The sequence below is a fragment of the Aquiflexum gelatinilyticum genome (genome assembly GCF_024741135.1).
Lineage (GTDB): Bacteria > Bacteroidota > Bacteroidia > Cytophagales > Cyclobacteriaceae > Cognataquiflexum > Cognataquiflexum gelatinilyticum.
In genome coordinates, this window is record NZ_JANSUY010000021.1 from 26963 (window position 1) to 51967 (window position 25005).

27 protein-coding genes and 1 riboswitch are annotated in these 25005 nt (G+C 41.2%); of the genes, 15 read left to right on the forward strand and 12 right to left on the reverse strand.

The annotated features are described in order from the left end of the window. The first annotated feature begins 59 nt into the window (after positions 1-59). Together NU887_RS17895 and crtD are read left to right on the forward strand one after the other, a co-directional pair. Complete coding sequence (locus NU887_RS17895; RefSeq protein ID WP_258424754.1) at positions 60-1526, forward strand: glycine--tRNA ligase; 1467 nt, start codon at positions 60-62, stop codon at positions 1524-1526. Between the two features lie 138 nt (positions 1527-1664). Continuing rightward, positions 1665-3131 (forward strand): 1-hydroxycarotenoid 3,4-desaturase CrtD, encoded by a 1467-nt coding sequence (gene crtD / locus NU887_RS17900; protein WP_258424755.1) that lies wholly within the window; start codon positions 1665-1667, stop codon positions 3129-3131. A 56-nt stretch (positions 3132-3187) separates the two neighbouring features. Here crtD and NU887_RS17905 read toward each other — a convergent pair whose 3' ends face one another. After that, positions 3188-5746, reverse strand: a complete 2559-nt coding sequence (locus tag NU887_RS17905; RefSeq protein ID WP_258424756.1) for a M14 family zinc carboxypeptidase — start codon at positions 5744-5746, stop codon at positions 3188-3190. 97 nt (positions 5747-5843) lie between these two features. On the opposite strand from NU887_RS17905, the gene NU887_RS17910 reads away from it, so the two are divergent. From NU887_RS17910 to NU887_RS17925, 4 genes are all read left to right on the forward strand, one after another. Beyond that, positions 5844-6074 (forward strand): PLD nuclease N-terminal domain-containing protein, encoded by a 231-nt coding sequence (locus NU887_RS17910; RefSeq protein WP_258424757.1) that lies wholly within the window; start codon positions 5844-5846, stop codon positions 6072-6074. 3 nt (positions 6075-6077) lie between these two features. Further along, positions 6078-6254 carry a PLDc N-terminal domain-containing protein gene (locus NU887_RS17915; protein ID WP_258424758.1) on the forward strand — a complete coding sequence of 59 codons (177 nt, stop codon included), beginning with the start codon at positions 6078-6080 and terminating at the stop codon, positions 6252-6254. A gap of 88 nt (positions 6255-6342) precedes the next feature. Further along, complete coding sequence (locus tag NU887_RS17920; protein WP_258424759.1) at positions 6343-6636, forward strand: type II toxin-antitoxin system TacA family antitoxin; 294 nt, start codon at positions 6343-6345, stop codon at positions 6634-6636. Then, positions 6633-7124 carry a GNAT family N-acetyltransferase gene (locus NU887_RS17925; protein WP_258424760.1) on the forward strand — a complete coding sequence of 164 codons (492 nt, stop codon included), beginning with the start codon at positions 6633-6635 and terminating at the stop codon, positions 7122-7124. The genes NU887_RS17920 and NU887_RS17925 overlap by 4 nt, the downstream gene beginning before the upstream one ends. A gap of 70 nt (positions 7125-7194) precedes the next feature. Here NU887_RS17925 and NU887_RS17930 read toward each other — a convergent pair whose 3' ends face one another. Both NU887_RS17930 and crcB read right to left on the reverse strand, forming a co-directional pair. Beyond that, positions 7195-8088, reverse strand: a complete 894-nt coding sequence (locus NU887_RS17930; RefSeq protein ID WP_258424761.1) for a TIGR01777 family oxidoreductase — start codon at positions 8086-8088, stop codon at positions 7195-7197. Between the two features lie 90 nt (positions 8089-8178). Further along, entirely contained in the window at positions 8179-8544 is a 366-nt protein-coding gene (gene crcB / locus NU887_RS17935) for a fluoride efflux transporter CrcB (RefSeq protein WP_258424762.1), read from the reverse strand. A gap of 179 nt (positions 8545-8723) precedes the next feature. Here crcB and NU887_RS17940 point away from each other — a divergent pair, with 179 nt between their 5' ends. The 6 genes from NU887_RS17940 to NU887_RS17965 all read left to right on the forward strand — a co-directional run bounded on the left by NU887_RS17940 (position 8724) and on the right by NU887_RS17965 (position 17420). Beyond that, the gene (locus NU887_RS17940) at positions 8724-11531 is read left to right on the forward strand and encodes a M16 family metallopeptidase (protein WP_258424763.1); all 2808 of its coding nucleotides are present in this window, start codon (positions 8724-8726) and stop codon (positions 11529-11531) included. 41 nt (positions 11532-11572) lie between these two features. Beyond that, positions 11573-12196 (forward strand): nicotinamide riboside transporter PnuC, encoded by a 624-nt coding sequence (pnuC, locus tag NU887_RS17945; RefSeq protein ID WP_258424764.1) that lies wholly within the window; start codon positions 11573-11575, stop codon positions 12194-12196. Continuing rightward, positions 12189-12710, forward strand: coding sequence for an ATP-binding protein (locus tag NU887_RS17950; RefSeq protein WP_258424765.1), 522 nt, complete (start codon positions 12189-12191; stop codon positions 12708-12710). The genes pnuC and NU887_RS17950 overlap by 8 nt, the downstream gene beginning before the upstream one ends. Positions 12711-12874: 164 nt before the next feature. After that, a complete protein-coding gene (locus NU887_RS17955) occupies positions 12875-13393 on the forward strand; it encodes a hypothetical protein (protein WP_258424766.1) in 519 nt (172 codons plus the stop codon). 140 nt (positions 13394-13533) lie between these two features. Beyond that, positions 13534-14598 carry a fatty acid desaturase family protein gene (locus tag NU887_RS17960; protein ID WP_258424767.1) on the forward strand — a complete coding sequence of 355 codons (1065 nt, stop codon included), beginning with the start codon at positions 13534-13536 and terminating at the stop codon, positions 14596-14598. Between the two features lie 152 nt (positions 14599-14750). After that, positions 14751-14847, forward strand: a riboswitch (TPP riboswitch). A gap of 179 nt (positions 14848-15026) precedes the next feature. After that, a complete protein-coding gene (locus NU887_RS17965; RefSeq protein WP_258424768.1) occupies positions 15027-17420 on the forward strand; it encodes a TonB-dependent receptor in 2394 nt (797 codons plus the stop codon). Between the two features lie 101 nt (positions 17421-17521). Here the strand turns inward: NU887_RS17965 and NU887_RS17970 are convergent, their stop codons facing one another. The 5 genes from NU887_RS17970 to NU887_RS17990 form a co-directional block, all read right to left on the reverse strand. After that, positions 17522-18118 (reverse strand): hypothetical protein, encoded by a 597-nt coding sequence (locus NU887_RS17970; protein ID WP_258424769.1) that lies wholly within the window; start codon positions 18116-18118, stop codon positions 17522-17524. Between the two features lie 129 nt (positions 18119-18247). Continuing rightward, positions 18248-19006, reverse strand: a complete 759-nt coding sequence (locus NU887_RS17975) for an SDR family NAD(P)-dependent oxidoreductase (RefSeq protein ID WP_258424770.1) — start codon at positions 19004-19006, stop codon at positions 18248-18250. Positions 19007-19018: 12 nt separating this feature from the next. Next, a complete protein-coding gene (locus NU887_RS17980) occupies positions 19019-19477 on the reverse strand; it encodes an RES family NAD+ phosphorylase (protein WP_258424771.1) in 459 nt (152 codons plus the stop codon). An 8-nt stretch (positions 19478-19485) separates the two neighbouring features. Continuing rightward, on the reverse strand, positions 19486-19956 hold the full coding sequence (locus NU887_RS17985; protein WP_258424772.1) for an MbcA/ParS/Xre antitoxin family protein: 471 nt from the start codon (positions 19954-19956) through the stop codon (positions 19486-19488). Between the two features lie 79 nt (positions 19957-20035). Beyond that, positions 20036-20509 carry a GNAT family N-acetyltransferase gene (locus NU887_RS17990; protein ID WP_241125420.1) on the reverse strand — a complete coding sequence of 158 codons (474 nt, stop codon included), beginning with the start codon at positions 20507-20509 and terminating at the stop codon, positions 20036-20038. Positions 20510-20621: 112 nt separating this feature from the next. Between NU887_RS17990 and NU887_RS17995 the strand changes: the two genes are divergently transcribed. Further along, positions 20622-21392 carry a type III pantothenate kinase gene (locus NU887_RS17995; RefSeq protein ID WP_258424773.1) on the forward strand — a complete coding sequence of 257 codons (771 nt, stop codon included), beginning with the start codon at positions 20622-20624 and terminating at the stop codon, positions 21390-21392. On the opposite strand, the gene NU887_RS18000 is transcribed toward NU887_RS17995, so the two are convergent. Continuing rightward, positions 21386-22060 (reverse strand): peptidoglycan DD-metalloendopeptidase family protein, encoded by a 675-nt coding sequence (locus NU887_RS18000; RefSeq protein WP_258424774.1) that lies wholly within the window; start codon positions 22058-22060, stop codon positions 21386-21388. The genes NU887_RS17995 and NU887_RS18000 overlap by 7 nt on opposite strands. Before the next feature lie 65 nt (positions 22061-22125). Here NU887_RS18000 and NU887_RS18005 point away from each other — a divergent pair, with 65 nt between their 5' ends. Next, on the forward strand, positions 22126-23082 hold the full coding sequence (locus NU887_RS18005; RefSeq protein WP_258424775.1) for a threonine ammonia-lyase: 957 nt from the start codon (positions 22126-22128) through the stop codon (positions 23080-23082). Positions 23083-23099: 17 nt separating this feature from the next. Here NU887_RS18005 and NU887_RS18010 read toward each other — a convergent pair whose 3' ends face one another. From NU887_RS18010 to NU887_RS18020, 3 genes are all read right to left on the reverse strand, one after another. Next, entirely contained in the window at positions 23100-23369 is a 270-nt protein-coding gene (locus NU887_RS18010; protein ID WP_258424776.1) for a Txe/YoeB family addiction module toxin, read from the reverse strand. A 15-nt stretch (positions 23370-23384) separates the two neighbouring features. Further along, the gene (locus tag NU887_RS18015; RefSeq protein ID WP_258424777.1) at positions 23385-23636 is read right to left on the reverse strand and encodes a type II toxin-antitoxin system Phd/YefM family antitoxin; all 252 of its coding nucleotides are present in this window, start codon (positions 23634-23636) and stop codon (positions 23385-23387) included. A 142-nt stretch (positions 23637-23778) separates the two neighbouring features. Beyond that, positions 23779-24291, reverse strand: a complete 513-nt coding sequence (locus NU887_RS18020) for an FKBP-type peptidyl-prolyl cis-trans isomerase (protein ID WP_258424778.1) — start codon at positions 24289-24291, stop codon at positions 23779-23781. 119 nt (positions 24292-24410) lie between these two features. Between NU887_RS18020 and NU887_RS18025 the strand changes: the two genes are divergently transcribed. Beyond that, positions 24411-24995 carry a YqaA family protein gene (locus tag NU887_RS18025; RefSeq protein WP_258424779.1) on the forward strand — a complete coding sequence of 195 codons (585 nt, stop codon included), beginning with the start codon at positions 24411-24413 and terminating at the stop codon, positions 24993-24995. The last annotated feature ends 10 nt before the right edge of the window (positions 24996-25005 follow it).

Below are 25005 nucleotides of genomic sequence, written 5' to 3' on the forward strand. Positions count from 1 at the left end.
GGTCTTTTGTTTTTTATTCTTCCCCTTGCTATTCAGTCATTTTCTTTAATTTTGCGCCCATGGCAAAAATTGAATCCAACACAGAAAATACGCAATTGAAAGATATAATCGCACATGCCAAAGAATATGGCTTTGTGTATCCTTCCTCTGAAATTTATGACGGCCTTCAGGCAGTATATGATTACGGGGCTTATGGCGTAGAGTTGAAAAATAACCTGAAGCGCCTTTGGTGGGAAACCATGACGAGGCTCAACGACAACATCGTTGGGATAGATGCAGCGATTTTTATGCACCCGACCACTTGGAAGGCTTCCGGACATGTAGACAGCTTCAACGATCCGATGATCGATAACAAAGATTCCAAAAAGCGTTATCGTGCGGATGTGCTTGTTGAGGAGCATGCAGCGGTTTATGAAAGAGCCGGAGACATTGAAAAGGCCAATAGTTTGACAGGGGCTTTGGCAAGGTTGCTTGAAGCCGAAGATTTGGACGGAGTTAGGGATTTGATCACCAATGAAGGTATCAAGTGTCCGATCAGCGGAACTTCCAATTGGACTGAAGTCCGTCAGTTTAACCTGATGTTCTCCACGCAAGTTGGTTCCGTAGCGGAGGATTCCACGACGATATATTTAAGACCCGAGACAGCTCAGGGTATTTTTGTCAATTTCCTGAATGTCCAGAAAACCGCCAGGATGAAGGTTCCTTTCGGAATTGCACAGATTGGAAAAGCCTTCAGAAATGAAATCGTTGCCCGCCAATTTATTTTCCGAATGAGGGAATTTGAACAGATGGAAATGCAGTTTTTTGTACGTCCGGGTTCGGAACTGGAATGGTACAAAGTCTGGGCTGATACAAGGATGAGATGGCACAAGGCTTTGGGAATTCCTGAAGAAAAGCTGAGAAGACATGACCACGAGAAGTTGGCACATTATGCCAATGCTGCCATGGATATCGAATATGAGTTTCCTTTTGGATTCAAAGAAGTAGAAGGAATCCATTCGAGAACGGATTTTGATCTGAAAAGCCATCAGGAATATTCCAAAAAGAAGCAGCAATACTTTGATCCGGAGATCAACCAAAATTACATTCCTTATGTCATTGAGACCTCAATCGGGGCGGATAGGTTGTTTTTGATGACTTTGTGCAATGCTTTTGTTGACGAACAGTCAGAAGAAAAGCAGCGGACTTATCTTAAATTGCACCCTGCCATCGCTCCTGTAAAAGCTGCCATCCTTCCTTTGATCAAAAAGGATGGACTGCCTGAAAAAGCAAAAGAGATCGTGGAATTATTGAAGTATGATTTCAATATCATCTATGAAGAAGCAGCCTCCATAGGAAAGCGATATACCCGTCAGGACTTGATAGGAACGCCATTCTGTATTGCTGTCGATCATCAGACATTAGAAGACAATATGGTGACGATAAGACACAGAGATACCACCGAGCAGGAAAGGGTGCTGATCTCTGACCTTCATGCAAGATTAAGTCATGCATGCAGCTATAAAAGAATCTTTGAAAAGTTTTAAGAAAGCGAATTGTTAAAATAGATCCCTTTGGAAGGCAACTTTCAGAGGGATTTTTGTTTAAACCAATCAATAGCAAGATTTCAAATATCCTTTTCAGTTATTTTTTGTTCTTTTACTTGGGTAAAGAGTAATTGCAATATGAATAAAAAATCGATCATCATAGGATCAGGAATAGCAGGTTTGGCAGCTGCCATCCGTCTCAGAAACAAAGGTTTTGAAGTGAACGTTTTTGAAGCCAATTCTTATCCTGGTGGCAAACTTTCAGAAATTATAATCCAAGGTTATCGATTTGACGCGGGGCCGTCACTGTTTACACTTCCCGATCAGGTCGAGGAGCTTTTTCATATTTCAGGGAAAGATCCGAAAGCCCACTTTGACTACATCCGCCTGCCTGTTGCCTGTCATTATTTTTGGGAAGACGGGACACAGATCAAAGCCTTTGGCGATACCAAAAAATTTGCTGCCGAGGTCGAGTCCAAGTTGGGCGAACCCGCCTCGTATGTTTTTGAATCGCTTCAAAAATCGGCTTTTATCTATGACCACCTTGCGCCCTTATTTATGCATAAATCATTGCATCGGTTTGGGACTTGGGCAAATAAAGATGCGATAAAATGCTATTTCAAATTGGGCAAATTGGGGATTTTTTCGACCATGAATAAGGCCAATGAAAAGCAGTTTTCAAACCCAAAAATGGTTCAGCTATTCAATAGGTACGCTACCTATAACGGCTCCAATCCTTATGAAACTCCTGCCACGTTAAATATCATCCCCCACCTTGAATTCAATATCGGGGCCTTTTTTCCCAAAAAAGGCATGCATGACATTACCCTGAGTTTATACAAACTTGCGGTGAACCTGGGTGTCAAGTTCCATTTCGATTCCAAAGTGGAGGAGGTCATTGTCAGGGACAAAAAAGCAATAGGAGTCATCGTTTCCGGCAATTCCCATTTTGCAGATGTCATAATCAATAACATGGACATGGTCAATGCCTACAAGACCATCCTTAAGAAAGAAAAGCAACCAAACCGATTGCTTGACCAGCCAAAATCAAGTTCTGCACTGATATTCTATTGGGGAATCAAAAAGGTATTCCCTGAACTCGACTTGCACAACATCCTTTTTTCAGAAAATTACAAAGAGGAATTTGACCATATTTTCAATAAAAAGTCCATCTACCAAGACCCCACAGTCTATATCAACATCACCTCTGTCAACAAGCCGGACGATGCACCCGAAGGATGCATGAATTGGTTTACGATGATCAACGTCCCCAATAACCAAGGGCAGGATTGGGACAGACTCATCCAAGAGGCAAGGAAAAGCATCATCCAAAAAGTCAACAGGATCCTAAAAACCGACATTGAGAACCTGCTCGAAGTGGAGGAAATCCTAGAACCCAGAACGATTGAATCCAAAACCTCAAGTGCAAACGGGGCACTCTATGGTAACAGTTCCAACAACAAATATGCTGCTTTTCTTCGGCATGCTAATTTCTCTTCGGAGATCAAAAACCTTTATTTCTGCGGAGGCAGTGTACATCCGGGGGGAGGGATTCCCCTTTGTCTGCTTTCTGCCAAGATCATGACTGATATGATTAAGGGATAAAAAAATCCTCCAAAGGTTTTTTCGCCATTGGAGGATTTAATTTAGGATATCCAAAATTATCTCGCTGTACCTGACTGAATCGTCTGTCCAAAGAAGATGGCATTCAAAAACAGTTTGTTAGTACCAAACCAGAATCCCCTGAAATTGGGATTGTCCACAAATCCGATTACCCTGCCTCTCCCAACTCCTGATACTCGTATCGCTCCGGAATTTTTGATCTGTTCAAGGTTACTCGGATGGATGTAACCACTTGCCAAAGGGTTGGCCGTATACACCATCGGATTGGCATAAGCGTTTTCAGAAGGAACCATAAAGAGGTTATCACCTCTGAATGTGAACATTTCCGGTTTTTCGTAACCATATCCTATTGGGTGTGTAATGTCAAGATGGACATTGAAAATCGCTCCTCCTGTTACTTTTGCCCCCATTGCCCTTTCAAAATCAGCATATTTTCTTTGCACCACGGTGTCTTTGCCCTCCTCATTTTTAAATTTGAAGGCTGCAATTTCATTTTGACCAAACCAGTTCAAAGCTCTTCCTGTTGCGATGGCAGTTCCTCCGGCCCTAACCCAATCTTTCGTTTTTTCGACGCCTGATTTTCCAAGTTGGTTGTAATTGCCGTCAGAGAAAACAATGACATTGTACCTGCTCAAATCTGTAAAATTGAATCGGTCAACCGGAAGAAGTGTCGCAGGCATTTGGAATCTTTGGTCTAACAAGTGCCAGACTTCACCTGCATCACTGCTGCTGACTCCTCCATCTACCAAGATGGCGATTTCGGGTTTTTGTAGTACATCTATACTCGGCGAACCGATATTGACTCCTCCTGTATACCCGGTGGTTACTGCATGGATTTCTATTCCGGATTCCTCAGCTAATTTTACCAAGTCATTGTATAATTGTTGGTCGGTAGCATCTGATTGTCCCTTACCCACGATGATACTTCCACGTTTCATTTTGACGTCATCAGGCAAAGTGATTTCCTCATGAGCTACCCTTACCAAATATCCTTTGTCCATCAGCGCATACGCTGCTTTTGGAGCATAATATTCGCTCCATCCAAACATGTAGCTATAGGCTCCAGGTTGACCAATGACTTTTCCTTTTGCTTTTGGTGAATTTTTCGGCACTTCTTCCACATTGGCAAGATTTAGAATCTTACTGCTCAGTGCCATATAGTCTAAGTTAAAAGCCATAGGCATTGTCCAAGCCGATACATCGTAAAACAAGCTGTCAGTAAACGAAGTCCGGGTTTCAAACAAAGACTTGATCAACCTATACTGTGGCTGGTTGAGGGGCACGATATAGGCTTTTTCCTTTTTGAATTCTACACCGTTTACAGAGATGTCCTCTTTGAGGCTAAATAAATCTATGTCGTGCTGAAGGATCAAATCTGCCAAGTGGTAGGTTCTTCCGGCATCTTCTTTGGCTCCGAAGATGTAAGCTTTATTGGTATCGGCATCGTATTCTGACTTTGCTTCTCTGTAAAAATCCCTGAGGTAAGTATTCAATTCCACCCGCATTTCCCTTGAGGCTTCGAAAGAAGAAAGGGTAGTGGTGAACTGGTTTCTGATCGTAAAAGCAAAAGACAATGGGCCATAGATGGTTTCCTGAAGGTGTCCCCTTGAGCTTGCCTGCTCAAAAAGAATCCCGATCGAACCCTGCACATCTGGATAGGTAGATCCTTTTCCAAAGTAGAAATCATCAAAATTTTCCTGAGTGTAATACAAAGAACCGATCTTATCCAAATGCTTTGCATGGTATTGTCCGATTTTTTCGGTCAGTTCAAAACTCTTCTTTGGTGTCAAAGGATGGTTTCTAGCAGGAACGCCAGGCTGAAAGAAAAAGGTACTGTTTGCTCCCATTTCATGGAAATCAAGGTGTACGTTAGGGAGCCATTCCTGAACTTTGGCCACACGGTTTCTTGATTCGGGATGCTGTGCAGGCAGCCAATCCCTGTTCAGGTCAAACCAATAATGATTTGTTCGTCCTCTTGGCCAAGCTTCATTGAGTTCGCGGTTGACCGGATCTCCGTTCATGTTATAACTTTTGTGCGAATTGACCCAAGAGGCAAACCTGTTGACCCCATCTGGGTTCAGTGCCGGGTCCAAAAGAATGACAATGTTCTCAAGGTCCCCAGCAATTTCGTTCGCCGCTGCAAAGTAGTAAGCTGCCAAAAGGGAGGCATTTACCGCACTTGGTTCGTTGCCATGGACAGAATATCCCGCCCACATGACCAATGGCATTTTTTCAATATTCACATTGGACGAAGGGTCCCGGAGCTTTTTTCTTTCAGATTTGATCTGTTCCAACTTGCCATGATTGGCCGGAGAGGTAATAGTCAGGACGATTTGCGGACGCATTTCATAGGTTCTACCTATGACTTCAATGCTCACTCTGTCCGATGCCGCTGCGACTGCCTGCATGTACATGACCACTTGGTCATGGGTGGCATGCCAGTCTCCGACTTCAAATCCAAGGACCTGTTTTGGAGTAGGGATGGCAGGATTATAGGTGTATCCTTCTGGCAGGTAATAGCTTAAGCTATTTTGTGCCTGAACAGGTAAGATCATCCATGCCATTAAGGCAATCATAAAAATTTTGGTGGTTTTCATGCTACAATAGTTTTTGATTGGGACCCAATTTTAAGGTAATGTTTTCAGAAAAATGAGTAATTTCGTTTAAGAGGTAAAAAAATGATGTACTATGGTGATGTTTATTTTAAATTTTCCGGGTGGTCTGATGATATTCGGACTATTGTTTTTAGCATTTTGGATTTATGCTTTGGTGGATGTGGTGAAGTCAGATTTCAAAGATCCAAACATGAAATTGATTTGGATCATTGTATTGCTTTTTGCCAATCCAATAGGGCCATTTGTTTATTTTGGCTTGGCAAAAAACCAAAAAGGATCACGCCGTCGCAGCAATTACTTTAACAGATAAAATATGTTTGGACTGGGATTTCTTGGATTGGCAATATATGTCTACACCATTTATGATGTAGTGAGCAGTAAGTTTGCCGGCAATAACGACAAACTTGTTTGGGTTTTTATCGTGATTTTTCTTCCATTGATTGGAACGATACTTTGGTTTTTGATGGGCAGAAAGACGGCGAGTAGGTAATAGGATAGAGAAAAAGGAATTCATTTTAATTTATAAAACTCCATTTTTGTACGATAAAATACCGTACATTTGTGAAAACGATAATATCATGGAAACACAATCTTCCCTGAATAAAGATGAAAGAATTGAAATTCGGCTATCATCTTCAGACAAGCAAGTATTTATGAAAGCGCAAAAGCTTAGTGGGGATAAGACATTTAGTAGCTTTATCGTCAGAGTCGTCAAAGAAAAGGCAGAAGAAATTGTTGCAAAAAATGAATCAATAATTGCTAGCGAAAAGGATAAAGAGAAATTTTTTGAGGCGGTATTCGGAAACCCCCAACCAAACCAAAAATTAATCGACGCAGCCAATAAGTATAAATCACAAACAGCGTTGTTGTGAAAATTGAATTATTGGAAAAAACCCACAATAGACAGGAATTTAATTGTGAGGAAGCATCATTGACTGATTATATCAAAAACCAAGTTAGCCAAGATATTAGAAAGCGACTTGCGACTTGTTTCGTTTCAGTCGATGAAGGAGGAAAAGTTTTAGGATACTATACACTTACAAGTGAAAGTCTTGGAAGAGACCAAATACCAGAAAAATACATCAAACAAATTCCCAAAAGCTACAATGCACCTGTTATTTTGTTGGGAAGGTTGGCAAGAGATATTTCTCAAAAAGGTACAGGGCTTGGAGAATTTCTGCTATTAGATGCCTTGTTTCGTAGCTTTGTTTTATCCAACAAGAGTATTGGCGCAATGGCAGTTGTCGTTGATCCTATCAATGAAAAAGCCGTAAATTTTTATTCAAGTTATGGATTTGAACTGCTTTCAGATAGTGGAAAAATGTTTTTGCCAATGAAAGTAATTGAGAAACTAGTTTAAGTAAATCTTTTGATTCCCAAAAGCTTAAAATTAGGACATTTGAGTTTCTTTTTTTAGCTAAAATTCCACCTCACCCATAAACCCCCTTCATCGCCTCATCCAATTCGGGATATTTAAATTCAAACCCTGCGGATTGGATTTTTTTGGAAGAGACTTTGTTGCCTCCCAAGACCATCATGGCCATTTCTCCCAAGATCAACTTCAAACCAAAACCGGGAACACCAAAACCGATAAAGGGTTTGCCTGCATTCTTCGCAGCCGCTTTGGTAAGTTCCGCATTGGTAGCTGGATGGGGTCCTACGGCGTTGTAAATCCCTGAGACTTTTTCATTTTTAACAGCAAAATAAAACATCTGCGCCAAGTCATCGATTACGATCCAACTCATCCATTGCTTGCCACTTCCGAGTGGCGCGGCAATGGGGGGTTTCATCATTTCTTTGAGCGCACCGCCGTCTTTATCAAGGACAATGCCGATCCGTAGCAAGACTGTCCTTAAACCCAAATCTGCTATTTTCTTCACTTCATTTTCCCAAGCCACCACAACCTGTGCAAGGAAGTCAGTTCCGGGTTTTTCATTTTCAGCCACAGTTTTGTCTCCGGTATCAAAACCGTAATATCCCACCGCCGATGCAGAGATAAAAGCTTTAGGTTTATTTTTAGCGTTTTTTATCGCTTCGTAAAGCAGGGCAGAGGATTGGGTCCTGCTTTCCAAAATGGCTTTTTTTCTTTCCTCAGTCCATCTTTTTTCAGCAACTCCTTCTCCGGCAAGGTGGATAATCCCATCTGCCCATTCGATAGCAACCTTGTCGATGGTGTTTTTATCTATGTCCCAAGCAAAAGATTTTTGGGTGTATTTCTTGGGATCCCTACTTAGCCAGGCGACAGATAGACCTTCCGATTCCAATTTTTGGGTGATTTTTTTCCCAACCAAACCCGAACCTCCTGTGATCAATATATTTTTCATGTTTCTTTTTCTCTAGGTTATAAACCAATTGAAGGGCTTTTGTTTACTATTTTTAACCTACTTAGTAAATTCTCTTTGCAACAACCCAATTCACTTCGTCAACACATATCCCAAAAACACAGCCAATATTCCAATAACCACGCTTCCAACAATATAAGTCAAGGCGGTGAGGTAATTTCCTGCCTGAAGCAAATTCAGGTTTTCAGAGGAGAAAGTTGAAAATGTCGTAAATCCACCACAAAACCCGGTGATCAACAGCAAAGACCAATCATTTGGAATATGTTCATTTTTGGTAAAATAACCCATCAACAGACCGATCAGCAGGCAACCAATGATATTTGCTGAAAAAGTAGCGAGGGGAATTTCTTCAGAAAATCTAGCGGTCCATATTTTGATCAGGTAACGGAATATACTCCCTACACCGCCGCCGATGCCTACCAAAATGATTTGTTTCATGAACTCAAATTTGTATGAATGTTGATTTTTAAGAATGTAAAAACCTGTATGGAATTAAAATTAGAGAAATTAAATGGAACAAAACCTAAAAATGGCACTGTCCTTCCTAGGTTCATGAAACATTTTCCCGAAATTTTGACTTGATTTATAGTCAAATATCCAAAAATCCAACATCAAAGATGAAGTTCAAAAATATATACCAGGTACTCTTATTCATTTTTTTACCCTTTTCCTCGCTTTTTGCACAGAGCAACTTTGACCAAAAAGTACCGCTCGATCCAAGGGTGAAGGTAGGCAAACTAGAAAATGGCCTGACTTACTACATCCAACAAAACCCAAAGCCTGAAAACAAAGTGGAGCTTCGGCTTGCAATCAATGCAGGCTCTATCCTGGAAGATGATGACCAATTAGGTTTGGCGCATTTTACGGAGCATATGGCCTTCAATGGAACGAAGAACTTTGAAAAAAATGAATTGATCTCCTATCTCCAATCTATCGGGATATCTTTTGGGGGAGACCTGAATGCCTATACGGGATTTGACGAGACGGTATATATCCTGCCTATTCCTTCTGATGATGAAGAAAAGCTGAGGAATGGGTTTTTGGTTTTGAGTGATTGGGCAGGGGGAATTCTGATGAATGAGGAGGATATCGACAGCGAACGAAGCATCATCGTCGAGGAGTGGCGCACGGGTCAGGGGTATACCCAAAGGATGCGCGACCAATATTTTCCAGTCATTTTCCACAACAGCCGCTATGCGGAAAGACTACCGATCGGGAAAATGGATGTCATCGAAAACTTCGAATATGAAACCATTAGAAGGTTTTACAGAGATTGGTATCGGCCGGATAACATGGCGGTGGTGGCTGTCGGAGATATGGCACCGGAAAAATTGGAAGCTTTGATTCTGGAATATTTTGGAAAACTTGAAAACCCTGCCAATCCTAAAGAAAGAAAGCTTTTTGAAGTTCCCGAGCACAAGGAGACCTTCGTCAGTATCGTGACCGACAAGGAAGCTCCTGGCATCCAAATCCAGCTTTTCTATAAACATAAAGCCCTTCCCACCCAAACCAAAGCAGATTACCGCAACTTTCTCTTGCGTACATTTTATGGGGGCATGCTGACGCAAAGGTTGGATGAAATCCGTCAGAAACCAGACGCACCTTTCATATTTGCCGGAACAGGATATGGGAATTTTGTCCGTGACCTCGACTATTTCTCAGCTTCGGGCGTGGTGGCAACTGGAAAAATAGAAGCAGGAATCCAATCCCTTATTGTTGAAAATGAGCGGGTGGCACAGTTCGGGTTTACTCAGGTTGAACTCGACCGGGTGAAGCGTGCAGTGCTCAACAATGCCGAGAGGTCTTTCAAAGAAATGGACAAAGCAGAATCCCGGTCCATAGTGAACCGCTATGTCAACCATTTTTTGGAAGGAAATTTTGCAGATGGTGAAGCGTGGAAATATGAGTTTTACAAAGAGATCATCCCAAATATCACACTGGAAGAAATCAATGCCCTTGCCAAGCAATTGGTCAGAGATGAAAACCGTGTGATCGTCATCACTGCACCTGATTCAGAAAAGGAAAACCTGCCCTCCAAGGAAGCTGTTTTGGCGCTTTTCGATGCCATAGACCAAATGGACCTTGAACCCTACCAAGAAAAATTATTGGCAGACAAGCTGATCCAAAACCTGCCCCAACCGGGTAAAATCGTAGAAATCAAACATGTGCCTTCTATCGACATCCATGAAATCCTGCTTTCCAACGGTGTCAAAGTATTTGTCAAATCCACCGATTTCAAGAATGACGAGATCCTGTTTACAGCTACGGGAAAAGGGGGAATTTCCCTGTATGGGGAGGAAGATCACCACACAGCCTATTATGCAGGGGTCTTGGTGAATGTGATGGGAATCGGGGATTTTTCGCCATCGGACCTGAGAAAAGTTTTGGCAGGAAAAACCGTGTCAGTAACACCAAATATTGGACTGTATTCTCAGAATATTGCCGGTTCATTTTCACCAAAAGAAATGGAAACGGCCATGCAATTGATCCACCTGAATTTTACTGCTCCTCGAAAAGACCAAGAGCTCTTTGATGTCTATATCGCCAACCAAAAGACCCAATTGGCAAGTGCACAGGCGAATCCGGATTACCAGTTTTCAAAGCAGGTAAATAAAATTTTGGCAGACGGACACCCACGGGCAGCCGGGATTTTTGATCCGGAGGATTTGGATAAAATTGACTTGGACAGGGGTTTGGAAATGTATGCCGAACGGTTTTCAAATGCTACAAATTTTGAGTTTTTCTTCACAGGAAATATTGATTTGGAGACCTTCAAGCCAATGTTGGAACAATATATCGGAAGCCTTCCTTCCAAACCTGATTCTCTTGATACATTCAGGGATTTGGGGATCCGCACGCCAAAGGGTAGGTCTGAAAGCATTCATGTCGGTACAGATGAAAAGTCTCAGGTTATCATGCTTTTCACAGGGGAGACGGATTACGACCGAAAGAAAGCTGCGGATCTTATTTACCTTGGAGAAATCCTGACCATCAAGCTGATCGAATCCCTTCGGGAGGAAATCGGCGGAGTTTATGGTGTGGGTGCCAATGGAAGCATGGGAATCTTTCCGGTGGGGAATTTTTCTTTTTCGATCGGTTTTCCTTGCAGTCCTGATATGGTGGACAAACTGATCGAAGCAGCTTGGACAGAAGTCGGAAAGATCCAGGAAAGCGGTCCGACAGACGAAGACCTGAACAAAGTCAAGGAGAAAAGAAGGATATCTTTGGAAGAAAACCTCAAGCGAAATAATTATTGGCTTGGACAGCTTTCTGCGGTGAGGACGTACAATTTGCCTTGGGAAGCATTGTTGGACGGGCAAAAAGCCATCGAGTCAATGACCAAGGAAAGGATCCAAAAAGCAGCACAGGAGTTTTTGACAAAAGAAAACCTGTTGGAGATCAAGAAATTTCCTGCATTGAAATAAACTACTTGGTCTCATAGTCTTTTTATACCTTAATTCGCTCTATGGATTTACAATGGATTTGGGAAGGAATGAAGGCGGGAGTCGCGCAGATGACCTGGCTGGAGGCTTTTGCAGTATTTTTTGGGATTGCGAGTGTGTATTATTCCATCAAAAAAAACATCCTTGTTTTCCCGACCGGCATGGTCAGCACGATCATCTATGTCTATATCTGCCTGAAGTATAAACTGTATGCAGACATGGGCATTAACGCATATTACTTTGCCATGTCGATCTACGGCTGGTATCTCTGGAGCAGACCTACTGATGGTAAGGAAGAGTTGCCGGTCACATGGCTGGACAAAAAGGGCATCATTCAATCTGTGTTACTGTTTTTCGGATCATACGCAGTACTTTTTTTGGTGTTGAAAAACATTACCGATAGCGATGTGCCGGCATGGGATTCTTTTACGACTGCTTCAGCCTTTGTCGGTATGTGGCTGATGGCCAAAAAGAAAGTAGAAAACTGGATTGCCTGGATCGTTACAGATATTGTTTCAGTGCCTTTGTATTTTTACAAAGGACTGATGTTGACTTCTTTTCAGTTTTTGTTTTTCACAATTTTGGCCGTCCTCGGTTTGATTGCCTGGATCAAAACTGCCAAAGTAGAAAAGGAGGCATATGCTTAAAAAAGTGGTCATCATCGGTCCGGAATCTACAGGAAAAAGCACCTTGGCAAAAAACCTTGCAGATCATTTTGGCTGCCTTTGGGTTCCCGAATTCGCAAGAGAATACCTTGACAACCTGGACCGACCCTACGCCTATGATGATCTGACTGAAATTGCAAAGGAACAGATTGGTCTCGAGGATGAATTTGGCTTGAAATCCAAAGATCTCTTGGTATGTGATACCGACCTGAATGTGATCAAAGTTTGGAGTAATCATAAATACGGAAGAGTTCATCCATGGATTGAGGATCAGATCAAAACCCGCAAATACGATTTATACCTATTGACGGACATCGATATTCCTTGGAAGGATGACCCGCAACGGGAGCATCCTGATCCTTTCATGAGGAAATATTTCTTTGACCTTTACCAAAAAATCCTTCTTGAATCCGGGGTTCCTTTTGCTCTCGTATCCGGAAATCAGGAAGATAGGATGCAACTTTCCATAGATTTTATCCACGAAAAATTGATTTGAGTCAGAATCAAAAATACGGGATTAGTCAAAATTTTTTCAAAAGATGATTTTTGTCAGGATAAAATTGTAATTTATGAAATAGTTTTGAAGACTCTAAGCATGATAAAACCTATTGGAACCGTCCGTAACCGGGTTTTTCAAAAACACTTTTAAACTAACCCAAAATGAAAAAAACCATCATTCTGATCTTTGCCTTGGGATTGATTTTTTCTACCCGGGCTTTTTCCCAAGACAAACCCAATCCTACCGAGCCTTCAAGATTGGCAGGATACTTTAGTGTACTTAATCCCTTGGTCAAATTCAGTGGTGGGGAGACCACCAATAATTTCAGTGATGGCTACGTGATAGGATTTCCGTCAGGATTTGTACTGATGGGAAAAAGCAATAAAGCAGGATTTATCTTTGAATTGGTTCCTTTGATCCAGTTCAGTGAAGGGTCAAGCAGAATGGCAAATCTGGTTTTCAATCCCGGTGTTCAGTTTCATTATCCAAAAGGATGGAACTTCAATGCCTTATTGTCGTTTGAATCTTCAGGAAGGTATGGCTTTACACCCGTAATCAGCAAGACCATCAAAACTGGCCAATTCAGCAGTTGGTTTGTGACAGTTCCGATGCCGGTCAGATTTGGAAATGATGATCCCGGTTCTCTGGAATTTGCTTTGCAATTGGGAGTCGCCTTTTGATCAAGTTAAAAATCCTAACTATAGCGCCACTCATCATTCTTAATTTAGAATTATAATAAATAAGCCTACCTTTACATTTAACTAACAGAATTTCACCTGTTTTATAAAAATAACCAATACAATTTCTACAATAAATCATTATGCGTCCGCCTCGATTTAGCACAGCAACTTCCTTTCATGCCGATCTGAAGTCCAGAATCAAAAATTACTTTACCGAAAAAAACCTAGAACCAACCGGTAACGGTTCACTCTACTTCAAGGCCATCTTATTTGTGGTGTTGTTTGTGGCTGTTTATGTCCATCTTGTTTTCTTTACCCCATTTTGGGCCATAGCACTTCTTGAAGCAATCTTGCTTGGAGGTTTGGCCTCCGCCATAGGATTCAACGTGATGCATGATGGCGCACATGGAAGCTTCAGTAAAAAAGAATGGGTTAATGAACTTGCTGGAGTCACTATCAATTTTCTTGGAGCAAATGTTTTCATGTGGAAGACAAAACACAACGTCGCCCACCACTCCTTCACCAATGTGGCAGACCACGATGATGACATGAATGCTAGACCTTTCTTGAGGCTAAACCCATCCCAAAAACACTTCAAAATTCACAAATACCAGCATCATTACTTCTTGTTTGTATATGCATTGCTATACCTGTATTGGGTATTTGTTACAGATTATAAAAAATATGTCCAGAAAAGAGTCGGTTCCGTACCCATCCAAAAAATGAGTTGGAAAGACCATGTTTCTTTTTGGGGATTCAAAGTAACCAACCTTTTCCTGTTCATTGCTTTGCCCATTTACATGGTAGGTTTTATGCCTTGGTTGGTAGGTTTCCTTGTTTTTGGTGTTTCAACCGGCGTCTTCCTAAGCGTAGTATTCCAATTGGCGCATTCCTTGGAAGAGACAGAATTTCCCTTGCCGACGGAGGCTAATAAACTTGAAGATGAGTGGGCTGTCCATCAATTGAGGACCACGGCTAACTTTGCTACGGATAACAAAATCCTTTCTTGGTTTGTCGGTGGATTGAATTTTCAGGTGGAACACCACCTTTTCCCAAACATCTCACACGTACACTATCCTGCCATCAGTAAAATCATCAAGGAAACTTGCCTGGAATACAATATTCCTTACCTGGAGCATCCAAAGATGAGATTAGCTTTCTCCTCCCATGTGAATCATTTGAAACATCTTGGAAATAGCTATTAAAAATTAAAAGGTTTTCTTTTGAAAAAAAGAAATCAAGCCATGGACTAAATCCATGGCTTTTTTCATTTCAGGAAATGGTAAGGAAGCAAAAACCCAAAAGATTCCTTCCGGCTTTTTTTTTGCATCTGATACATTTCCAATTACATTTGCGTAAAGATCATTAGGGGTGCCTTAACAAATCGGGCTGAGATCATACCCACAATACCTGATCCGGGTAGTGCCGGCGAAGGGAAATGAGTAACTCAAATTAAATTATTGAACATAGGGGACTAAAGTCCGGATTGGGATGATTCCTGTCCAAGCATGCATGCAAAACACTATGTCGATTTTTTTGATTTGGGTAAAAGGGTAAACACAAAACAGAAAATCTCCCCTGGTTTTCTGATGTTTAACCAAATGTTGCTAAGGCAATATGTATTAAATTAACCATGAAAAAATCAGTTTTTATGCTGGCCATTTGGCTGGTATCCTTGTCTGCCTTTGCGCAGTCAAGCCTCCGGGGAATAGTCAAAAGCACTTCCGGAGAAGGATTATTGGGGGCCAATGTGGTCCTCTTGGGAACGGGAAGAGGATCCAATTCCGACCTCAACGGAAATTTTGAAATCAGAAATATTCCTGATGGAAAATATACGCTGAGAATTTCCTACTTAGGTTTTGAATCATTTTCACAGGAAATCCAACTACCAAATCCTACAGAACTCCAAGTAGTCCTTTCACCAAGTAGCTTGCTTACTGAGGAGTTTATCGTGTACGCTACACGTGCCTCTGAGAGGACCCCCACTACTTTCAAAATGGTGGATAGAAGCGACATAGCCAAACTCAATTTGGGTCAGGACATCCCTGTTTTGCTAAACTTCACTCCTTCGGTAGTCAGCTTTTCGGATGCAGGAGCTGGAGTAGGCTATACCGGATTGAGGATCAGAGGCTCGGACCAGACCAGGATCAACGTTACCATCAACGGTATCCCCTTGAATGACGCCGAATCCCATGGTGTATTTTGGGTCAACAAACCGGATTTTGCCTCGTCTGTAGAGAATATCCAGATCCATCGCGGTGTCGGAACATCCACCAACGGAGCGGCTACTTTTGGAGCAAGTATGAATATCCAAACAGACAGCCATGAGAAAGAAGCTTACGGGGAGGTGGACAATTCCTTCGGTTCATTCAATACCCGGAGGCATATGGTCAAAGTCGGAAGTGGTTTGATCAACAATCGATGGGGATTTGATGCGAGATTATCCCAAATCAGCTCAGATGGGTTTATTGACAGGGCTTTTTCGGATTTGAAATCTTATTTCCTGACAGGAGGGTATTATGGAGAAAACCATGTCGTCAAGATGAACATCATTTCCGGCAAAGAGCAAACCTATCAAGCTTGGGAGGGTGTTCCGGAATCCCTGCTCCAGACTAACCGAACTTTCAATCCCTACACCTACGACAACCAGACTGACAACTACCAACAGGATCATTACCAGCTGATTTATACCGGAAATTTGGGGAGTAATTGGAAAGCAAATGCTGGATTGCATTATACTTATGGAAGAGGGTATTATGAGCAGTTCAGGGAAAATGACAGACTTTCCAATTATGGTTTGGATCCAATTGTTATTGGGGGGGAAACTATTTCAAGAACAGATATCATCAGAAGAAGGTGGTTGGACAATGACTTTTTTGGAGGTGTTTTTTCCTTCAATTATGTCACGGATGATGATAAATGGAATGTGATTTTTGGCGGTGGTGCCAACCGGTATGACGGAGACCATTTCGGGGAAATCATTTGGATGGGAACAGCAGGCAATACCCAAATCCGTGACCGGTATTATGAGAATACTGCTGTCAAAGATGATGTCAACCTCTATGCAAAAGCCACATGGGAAGCTTCAAAAGGATTATTCCTTTTCGCAGACATGCAATTCCGAGGAATAGATTACTCCTTTGTCGGCGTCAATGATGACAGGAGGGATATAGAGGGAGACTATCAGTTCAGGTTCTTCAATCCCAAATTAGGCTTGTCCTATGAAACCGGAAATGGAGAAACCTGGTATGTTTCGTATGCCGTTGCCAACCGAGAACCTGTAAGAAATGACTTTACCGACAGTCAGGTAGACCGAACACCCAAACATGAAAATCTTCAGAATATCGAAGCAGGGATCCGTACCCAAAAAGGAAATCTGAGCTACAACGCTAACTTCTTTTACATGAGATACAAAGACCAATTGGTTTTGACTGGACAACTCAATGATGTCGGTGCATATATCCGTGAAAATGTAGCCAATTCTTTCCGCACAGGAATTGAGTTGGATGCTGCCTATAGGTTATCGCCAAAGTGGACGATATCCGGTAACCTGACTTTGAGCAGAAACAAAATCGAGGAGTTTACCGAATACATTGACGATTATTCAGTGGAGGATTTCAGACAGGAAGTGATTGTCCACACCAATACGGATATTGCTTTTTCTCCCAAAATCATCAGTGCAGCGATCATAGATTTCAGGCCTTTCAAAAACTTTGAAGTAAGCCTTCTTAACAAATATGTGGGGAATCAATTTTTGGACAATACCCAAAATGAAAGCCGGATGTTGAATTCCTTCATGACCAATGACCTCAGGTTCAATTATGCATTGAGACCAAGGTTTGTCAAAAACCTTGAATTTACGCTTTTGGTGAACAATATCTTTAACCGGATGTATGAACCAAACGGCTATACTTTCAGCTATTTCCTACCACTTGAAGGAACGACAGGAAGGGAATTGGTTACCGAGAATTTCTTCTATCCCCAAGCCGGCACCAATTTTCTTGCAGGGGTTAAAGTGAGGTTTTAGGATTTTTATTTGACCCCAAACACGGAATTGAATCTTCTGGTTTGGGGTCAATTTTCAAAAAGAAAAATCAATTGAAATTCCATTTGATTTGGGCAAGAAATTTATTTGGTTTTCCCAATCAACTTTTGATAATCTTCGATGGTTACCATCACAGCGTTTTTCTCCTTTTCATCCTCCCATAAAGGAATCCAGCTCTCATTTACCAAAATTTCAAAAATGGCATTATCTAAAAGTAAAGGAGTAATTTTTTGTGCAAATTCAAAATGCGCAAATTTATCGCCTCCTTTAAAGGTAATTTCCCCTTCCTGATTTTTTTCAGGACCAAGCCACTTAATACGGATAGGAAGATCTTCAAAATTGGGTTCTAAAAATATATAGGCTTCGTCATTGACTTGATTGAGAATGATAGAAAAAACAAGGGTTGGCTCCTCTGGATTTTTCGCACGCTTTCCATGCCGGTAGACAGTCATTTTTGCATCTCTCCGGTTTTCTATATCATAATATGCCGACCGTACATTCTTGAAATAAATTCTTTCTGAATCGGTCATTCTCATCGGACTCGGTTCCTTCCCTGAGTTGTTGGCTCTTTTCTCATTGAAAAATGACATCACCAAAACAAAAACCAAAGATCCTATTCCGAAGATTTTCAATAATCGAATCAGTTCCGGTGATAGGGTGTCTTTGTTATTTTTTGCCATGGCAAAGTAATTGAGGACCTAAATTTTCAGAGAAATCCGAAAACCATTAAGCCAATAATAAAATCCTAAAAAGAATTGGTAAAGAAAATTATATCTACTTTATATCAATTTATATCTACCATATATCATTTAATGTACATAGGAACCGGCATTGATATCTATCGTGCAGCCGGTAGCATGGTCCGCAAGACCTGAGCATAATAAAGTCACCATCGGGGCAATATCCTTTGGTTCGGTTAATTGATTAAGGGCAATGTCGTTCAATGCAAATTCCTCACCATATTGAGAAAGGATTTCATTGGCCATGTCAGTCCTAGTAAACCCAGGTGCTATTAGAAAAGCCTTGATACCTTCTTTTCCATAATACCTGGCGATTGATCTGGTATAACTCACGATAGCGGCCTTGGAAGCAGCGTAAGCCAGATAATCAGGCGTATCTCCTCTAAATGCCGCACGGGAAGAAATGTTTACTATTCTTCCGTTTTTATTTTGGCGGGCATGCTCGATAAATTCCCTGCTGATAATGGCCAGGGCATGGATATTAACATCCATGGTTTTATGCCAGACATCCATCCATTCTGCGGTGGGGGCATTGTCTGGAATTCCGATTGCGATACCGGCATTGTTTACCACTGCGTCGATTTTCCCATAGTTCCTGATGAGTTCTGGTATCCAACCTTTAACCGATTCTAGGTCAGATAAGTCACACGGAACAAGGTGTGAAGGGTTTGGTAAAGAATCTTGAAGTTTTTTTGCTTCAGTAACATTCTTGTTGAAATGGAGTAAAACTTCTGCTCCGGATTTTGAAAGTTGGGAGGCAATGGCTGCTCCTATACCACGGGAAGCTCCTGTAACAAGGATTCGATGGTTACTTAGGTCTATGTTCATAAGGATTAAATTCTAATAATTGATTTCAAAATTTACGGTTTCCTGGGATACTATTTTTACGGTTTGAGTAAAATCAGGATGCAAAGGATTGATCAAGAGGTTATGTTCAATGGGAAAAGAACTTGCAGGAATCCTTCCGGAGGGTATCTGTAAAGCAACAGATGCCATCTGTCTCGCCCAGTAATTTCCCAATTGCTGTGTGCTGACCGGATGGGGACGTCTTTTCCAATCTGAAGGCCAGTCAGAAGGTTCCAAATAAGGGATTTCCCCTGAGATTTCCATGGTAACCAATGACCAGGATGCCTGACTTACAGTAGGGCCTTTGATGCTGAGCAATTCCAAAAAGTTAAGGGAAATTTGGTTGCAGGCATAAATCAAAGGCGTACCATAAGGATTCCATCTACCTGCCCCCAATCCAAAGCCCAATGGACTTCTTCCGGGCAGATTTTCTATAAGTCGGTAGTATTTCAAAATGGAGATTACATAAAATTACCCCAAGACAAAGCTTCTAAAGCTTCCTCTACTAATTCCAAACCATAAGGATCCCGCATCATATCAGCAGGAATCCTGTCTCCCAATGAGACATTTGAGGTGTGGAGCCATTCAGAAAACAACGCCTCAGATCCAAAAATCCGGACTCCTTTAAATACGATCTTATCCATATCCATGATACTTTTGGTAAGCAATCGGGTCAATGTCTTGTCTTCTTTTTTCCAACGGGATAGTGTGCTTGGATCCACCTCCATAAGCTCTGACACATCATGCTGACTGTAACCCAAATAGTCAAACAACGGCTTGGTATCTGCAAAAGACATCGAAACCTCCATATAAGCACTTGGCTCTGCAACCTTATCATTTGGCGCTTTGAAAAAGTATTGGGAAGCAAATAAATCCGGAACATCGGATGTATCCCGGTAACCTGAGAGTGAATAAGTGTAACTGATGGTCATAGCTGATCCATTGATATCCTCTTCAAAGATAATAAGATTTTGTTATTTGCAATAATATTATATTGCATTTGCAATAAATTTACAGAATCTTCTTAATATCTTCTGATTGTAAGTTACAGTTGATCCAACCGCTGTCGAGTTCAGCCCCGTATTTTTGGTAGAAGTTGATTGCAGGAGTATTCCAATCCAAAACCTGCCACATCATGCCGGTACAATTGGCCTCGATACATTTCAGCATCGTGCGGTCAAATAACAATTTGCCTGCACCATGACCTCTTTCGGTTTCTGTGACCACGATATCTTCCAAGTATAGCCGCTTTCCTTTCCAGGTACTGTAGCGGTAATAAAATATAGAAATACCAATGATTTCACCTGTGGAATTCTTTTCTGCAACAAAAAGTCCATATATGGGATTTGGTCCAAATCCGTCTTCCTGCATCATTTCCAATGTATTGGTTACTTGCTCAGGGGCTTTTTCGTAAAGAGCAAGTTCTTTGACCAGTTCCAAAACCCTTGGCAGGTCTTCTATTTTTCCTTCTCTGATGGTATACATGATGGAAAATTACCAAAAAACACAAAGGCAAAAAATCAATTTATATATTTGGATATATGGCGCTTTGGTAAGGTGCCATATACGAACCAGAATACCTAACCTTGATAGAATCATGTTTTTAGCGATTGACGCCGGCAATACCAACATTACCTTTGGGTTTTTTGATGAAGATTTAAAAAAATGGATCCATGAGTTCCGGATCAATACCCTGAAAGAACTTACCGTACTTCATATTGAAAGAGAGATTCATCTGTTTTTTTTAGAAAATGGTATCAAAACAGATAAAATCACGGCTATTGGTATTTCATCTGTTGTGCCCGAAATCAATCCCATTTTACAACAATTCTGCAAAGAATATCTTGAAAAAAAGTGCTATCTAATTCATGGAAAAAGCTACCAAAAACTAGCGGTAAGCACTTCTAGGCCAAATGAAATCGGTACCGACCTGATGTGTAACGTGACTGCAGCGTTCAATAGATTCAAATCTGCAACAATTATCGTGGACTTTGGAACCGCCCTGACCTTTTCTGTGGTCGGAAATGAAGGAAAAGTTTTGGGCGTCAACATTGCCCCCGGACTGAAAACGGCGATCAAATCCTTGTTTACCAATACTTCGAAATTGCCGGAAGTGGAGTTGAAATTGCCCGAATCTGCTTTGGGGAAAAACACCATCCATTCCATTCAGGCAGGAATTCTTTATGGTTATTCCTCTCTTGTAAAGGGAATGCTTGAAACCATTCAAAATGAGTTGGGCTATTCCTGTCACATCATTGCCACAGGAGGACTCTCTTCCATCATCTCCACTTTGGAAGGATCATTTGAAGTTATCGACCGCAACCTTACCTTAGAAGGGATCCGCCTCATCACTTTGGCAAATCAATGACCGATCATGATCGCAGGATCAGGACAGATTGTTTTGAATTTGTCAATATCCCGATGTGAACATACTCCCGGAAAATCACCATGATTTCCCATCAAGTCCCACATTAATTGAAAATGCAAGTGCGGGGGCCAATCTCCGTTTTCAGGAAAGGGGCCGAGATGGCAAAATTTTTCTCCTTTGGAAATGGCTTGACCAATTTTTAGATGTACCAAATCACTTTTGGCTAAGTGACCATACAAACTGAAAAATACTGTCCCTTTGATTTTATGCTGTAAAATGATGGTCGGGCCATAGTTACCAAAACCTGCATTGTCATGGAAACTGTGGACCATGGCATCCAATGGCGCAAATACCGGGGTTCCTGCCTCCCCCCAGATATCCACGCCCATATGGATATCCCGGAAATCTGATTCTTGCGTTGCAAAAACTGCACTCCTGCTGTAAATGACACGGTGTTCGAAATATCCACCATGGCCAAACCTTTTTCCGGCCTTTTCCAGCAATCCAAAAACATAGCGGTTAAAAGTTTCTGTATTGGAAATATCAACAGTTGGCAATTCTTTATTTTTAGGAGAAAAGTCCATTTTGATGGAATTGGAAGCATCCAACCATTTTCCCATTACCGGAAAAATCGAAACATCCAACAGTAAGTTTTCTAAAGAAGGCATGGCTTTCATTTTGCTGCAAGATAAAAATTTTGTCAGTTTTAAGACCTTCGCTTATCTTTATTTCCATGAATGACATTACTGTGTTTCCCACTATTGATGATATCATGGCTGCGCATCAAAGAATCCAGCCATTTATCCATCGTACACCTATCCTGACATCTGAAGCCATCAACCAAATCGCAGGTTGTGAGATTTATTTCAAATGTGAGAACTTCCAAAAAGTAGGTGCTTTCAAAGCCCGCGGTGCTGCCAATGCAGTAATGAAACTGACTGAGGAGCAAAAGGTAAATGGCGTTGCCACCCACTCAAGCGGCAATCATGCCGCAGCTTTGGCAAGGGCTGCGTCTGTCGCAGGGATCAAGTCCTACATTGTCATGCCTTCTAATGCACCCGAAATCAAGAAAAAGGCTGTAGCAGGTTATGGTGGTGAAATCATAGAATGTGAACCTACATTGATTGCAAGAGAAACCACCCTGAAGGAAGTAGTGGCAAGAACAGGAGCGGTTTTTATACCTCCTTATGACTATTTGGATGTGATAGAAGGACAAGCGACATGTGCACTAGAAATGTGGGAAGAAGGGATTCCTTTTGATACAGTGATGGCACCGGTAGGCGGCGGGGGATTGCTCAGCGGAACCGCGCTGACTTCAAAGTATATTTCCCCAAAAACAAACGTCATTGCCGGAGAACCAGAGGGAGCCGATGATGCTTCCCGCTCATTCAAAGCAAAAGAATTGATTCCGATGGTCGGTCCCAAAACCATTGCCGATGGCTTACTTACTTCCCTTGGAAAGATCAATTTTGAGATCATCATGGAATATGTCGACGACATCCTCACGGTCAGTGAAGCAGAAATCATCGAGGCGATGCGCCTTGTCTATGAAAGGATGAAAATCATCATTGAGCCAAGCTGTGCTGTACCTTTGGCTGCATTACTGAAAAACAAAGAAAGATTCAAGGGTCAAAAAGTAGGTATTATCCTTTCGGGAGGAAATGTGGATTTGGGAAAATTGCCTTTTTGATTTATTTGGTACTAATTCTAATAATGAAATCTACACTGTATAATGATGCATTTCTGGTCAATTCCTTTTGTTCCAGTTATTAAGTAAACTAACCTGTGTTCACCGGTAATTCTTCTAGACCAATATCCTTTCAATCCAAATTTTAGCGGTTCCGGTTTCCCAATTCCATTAAAAGGGTCTTGTCTTATGGCTTTGATGAGTATTTTGATTTTTAGAACTATATCTCTATCATATTCTATCCAATATGAAAAATCCTCCCAACCATGAGATGTAAATTCTATATTCATTATCCTAAAAAAATTTTAATCAATTTCAAAGGCAACAGTCTTTCCCGATTTGGATTGTTCGATTGATTCTTGAAGCCTATTTCTATTGGCATCAGTCGAAAGTAGGTATTCGGTTTCTTTCAAGGCATTATATTCTTTGATGGACATTATTACAACAGCTTCTTCCTCTGTGTTTCTAGGGACAATAATCACATCCATACTTTTTGAGACATAATCAAAATACTCTTTCATGTCTTTTCTCAACGTGGAAATGGAAATTGCTTTCATATAAGTTAATTTTATCTTGTACGTTTTTATGTACGTAATTTAGTACAAAAATATCATTTTTAATTCAATTTAGAGAGATAAAAATATACTAAAAATTAACCCCCATTTTTTCGAAAAATGGGGGCGAAATTGTCAATGGTAATCAATGATGATGTCCACCTTCACCATGCACATGACCATGGTCAATTTCTTCTGGTGAAGCATCCCTGACGGATATTATTTCCCCTTCAAAGTAGAGATCCAACCCCGCCAACGGCGAATTGAAATCCATATGTACTCCTCTAAAATCAATCTTGGTGATTTCTCCCCTTAGCTGATTCCCCTGATCATCCTGCATCGGAACAACCTGTCCGATCCTTAGGGAATTCTTGGCTTTTTTACCGTCCTCTTTGAAGTTGGCCTTTGGGACGATCACTTTTTTACTTTCGTCATAGTCACCATAGCCGTGTTCGAAATCTATAAAAACCTCAAACTTATCCCCTGCTTCTTTGCCTTCAAAAGCAGCTTCCAAAGCCGGGAGTACGTGACCTGTGCCAAAAAGAAAATGAAAAGCCTGCTCTTTTTTTACACTTTCAAAATGCTCCTTCCCGTTTTCCCCGTCGTCGACATGCAGCTCATAGCTGATAGCCACAACTTTGTTTTTCTCTATTTTCATGATATTGTTGGTTGACATTTTTTTTCAAATTAAGCCAAAATTGAAGAAACGCGTTCAGCAAAAACAGGAAATCATTGGATTTCATTTCTAACTTTATTGAGTAATAAAACCTGGCAATCATGAAATGGATGAAATTTTCAAATGAAAAAACCGATTTTCTTGTAAAGAATATCCTGAAAGGCTTTTTCTTTTTGGCAATCTTGATTCTCATTTTTTATCTCCTCAGAAGAGGGACCACCGAGGAAGACCGTTTGCTTTGGTTTGGATCAATTTACAATAATCCATATTTGGTTTTGGCAGTTTTTGTCGGATCAGAGATAATATTCGGGATCATCCCCCCTGAGATTTTTATGCTATGGTCGATGGAAACCGGGTATTTAGGGCCCTATTTTCTCAGTATAGGCACGCTCTCTCTTATCTCATATGCGGCAGGATTTCTGAATTTTACTATTGGAAAGTTCCTCAAAGGAAAAGTCGGATGGCTAAATGGAGAAAACAAATACCTCAAAAAATACCAAAAAATGTTTGAACAGTATGGAAGCTATTTGGTGATTGTGGCTTCCGTCACGCCAATACCATTTTCCGCTGTAGCATTGCTTGCTGGTGCAGGTGGACTTGACAAAACAATTTACCTCCTCTATAGCCTTTTCAGGATATTGAGGTATTTTGTTTACGCTTATATACTTTGGATGATTGAGATGTAAACTTTCCAAC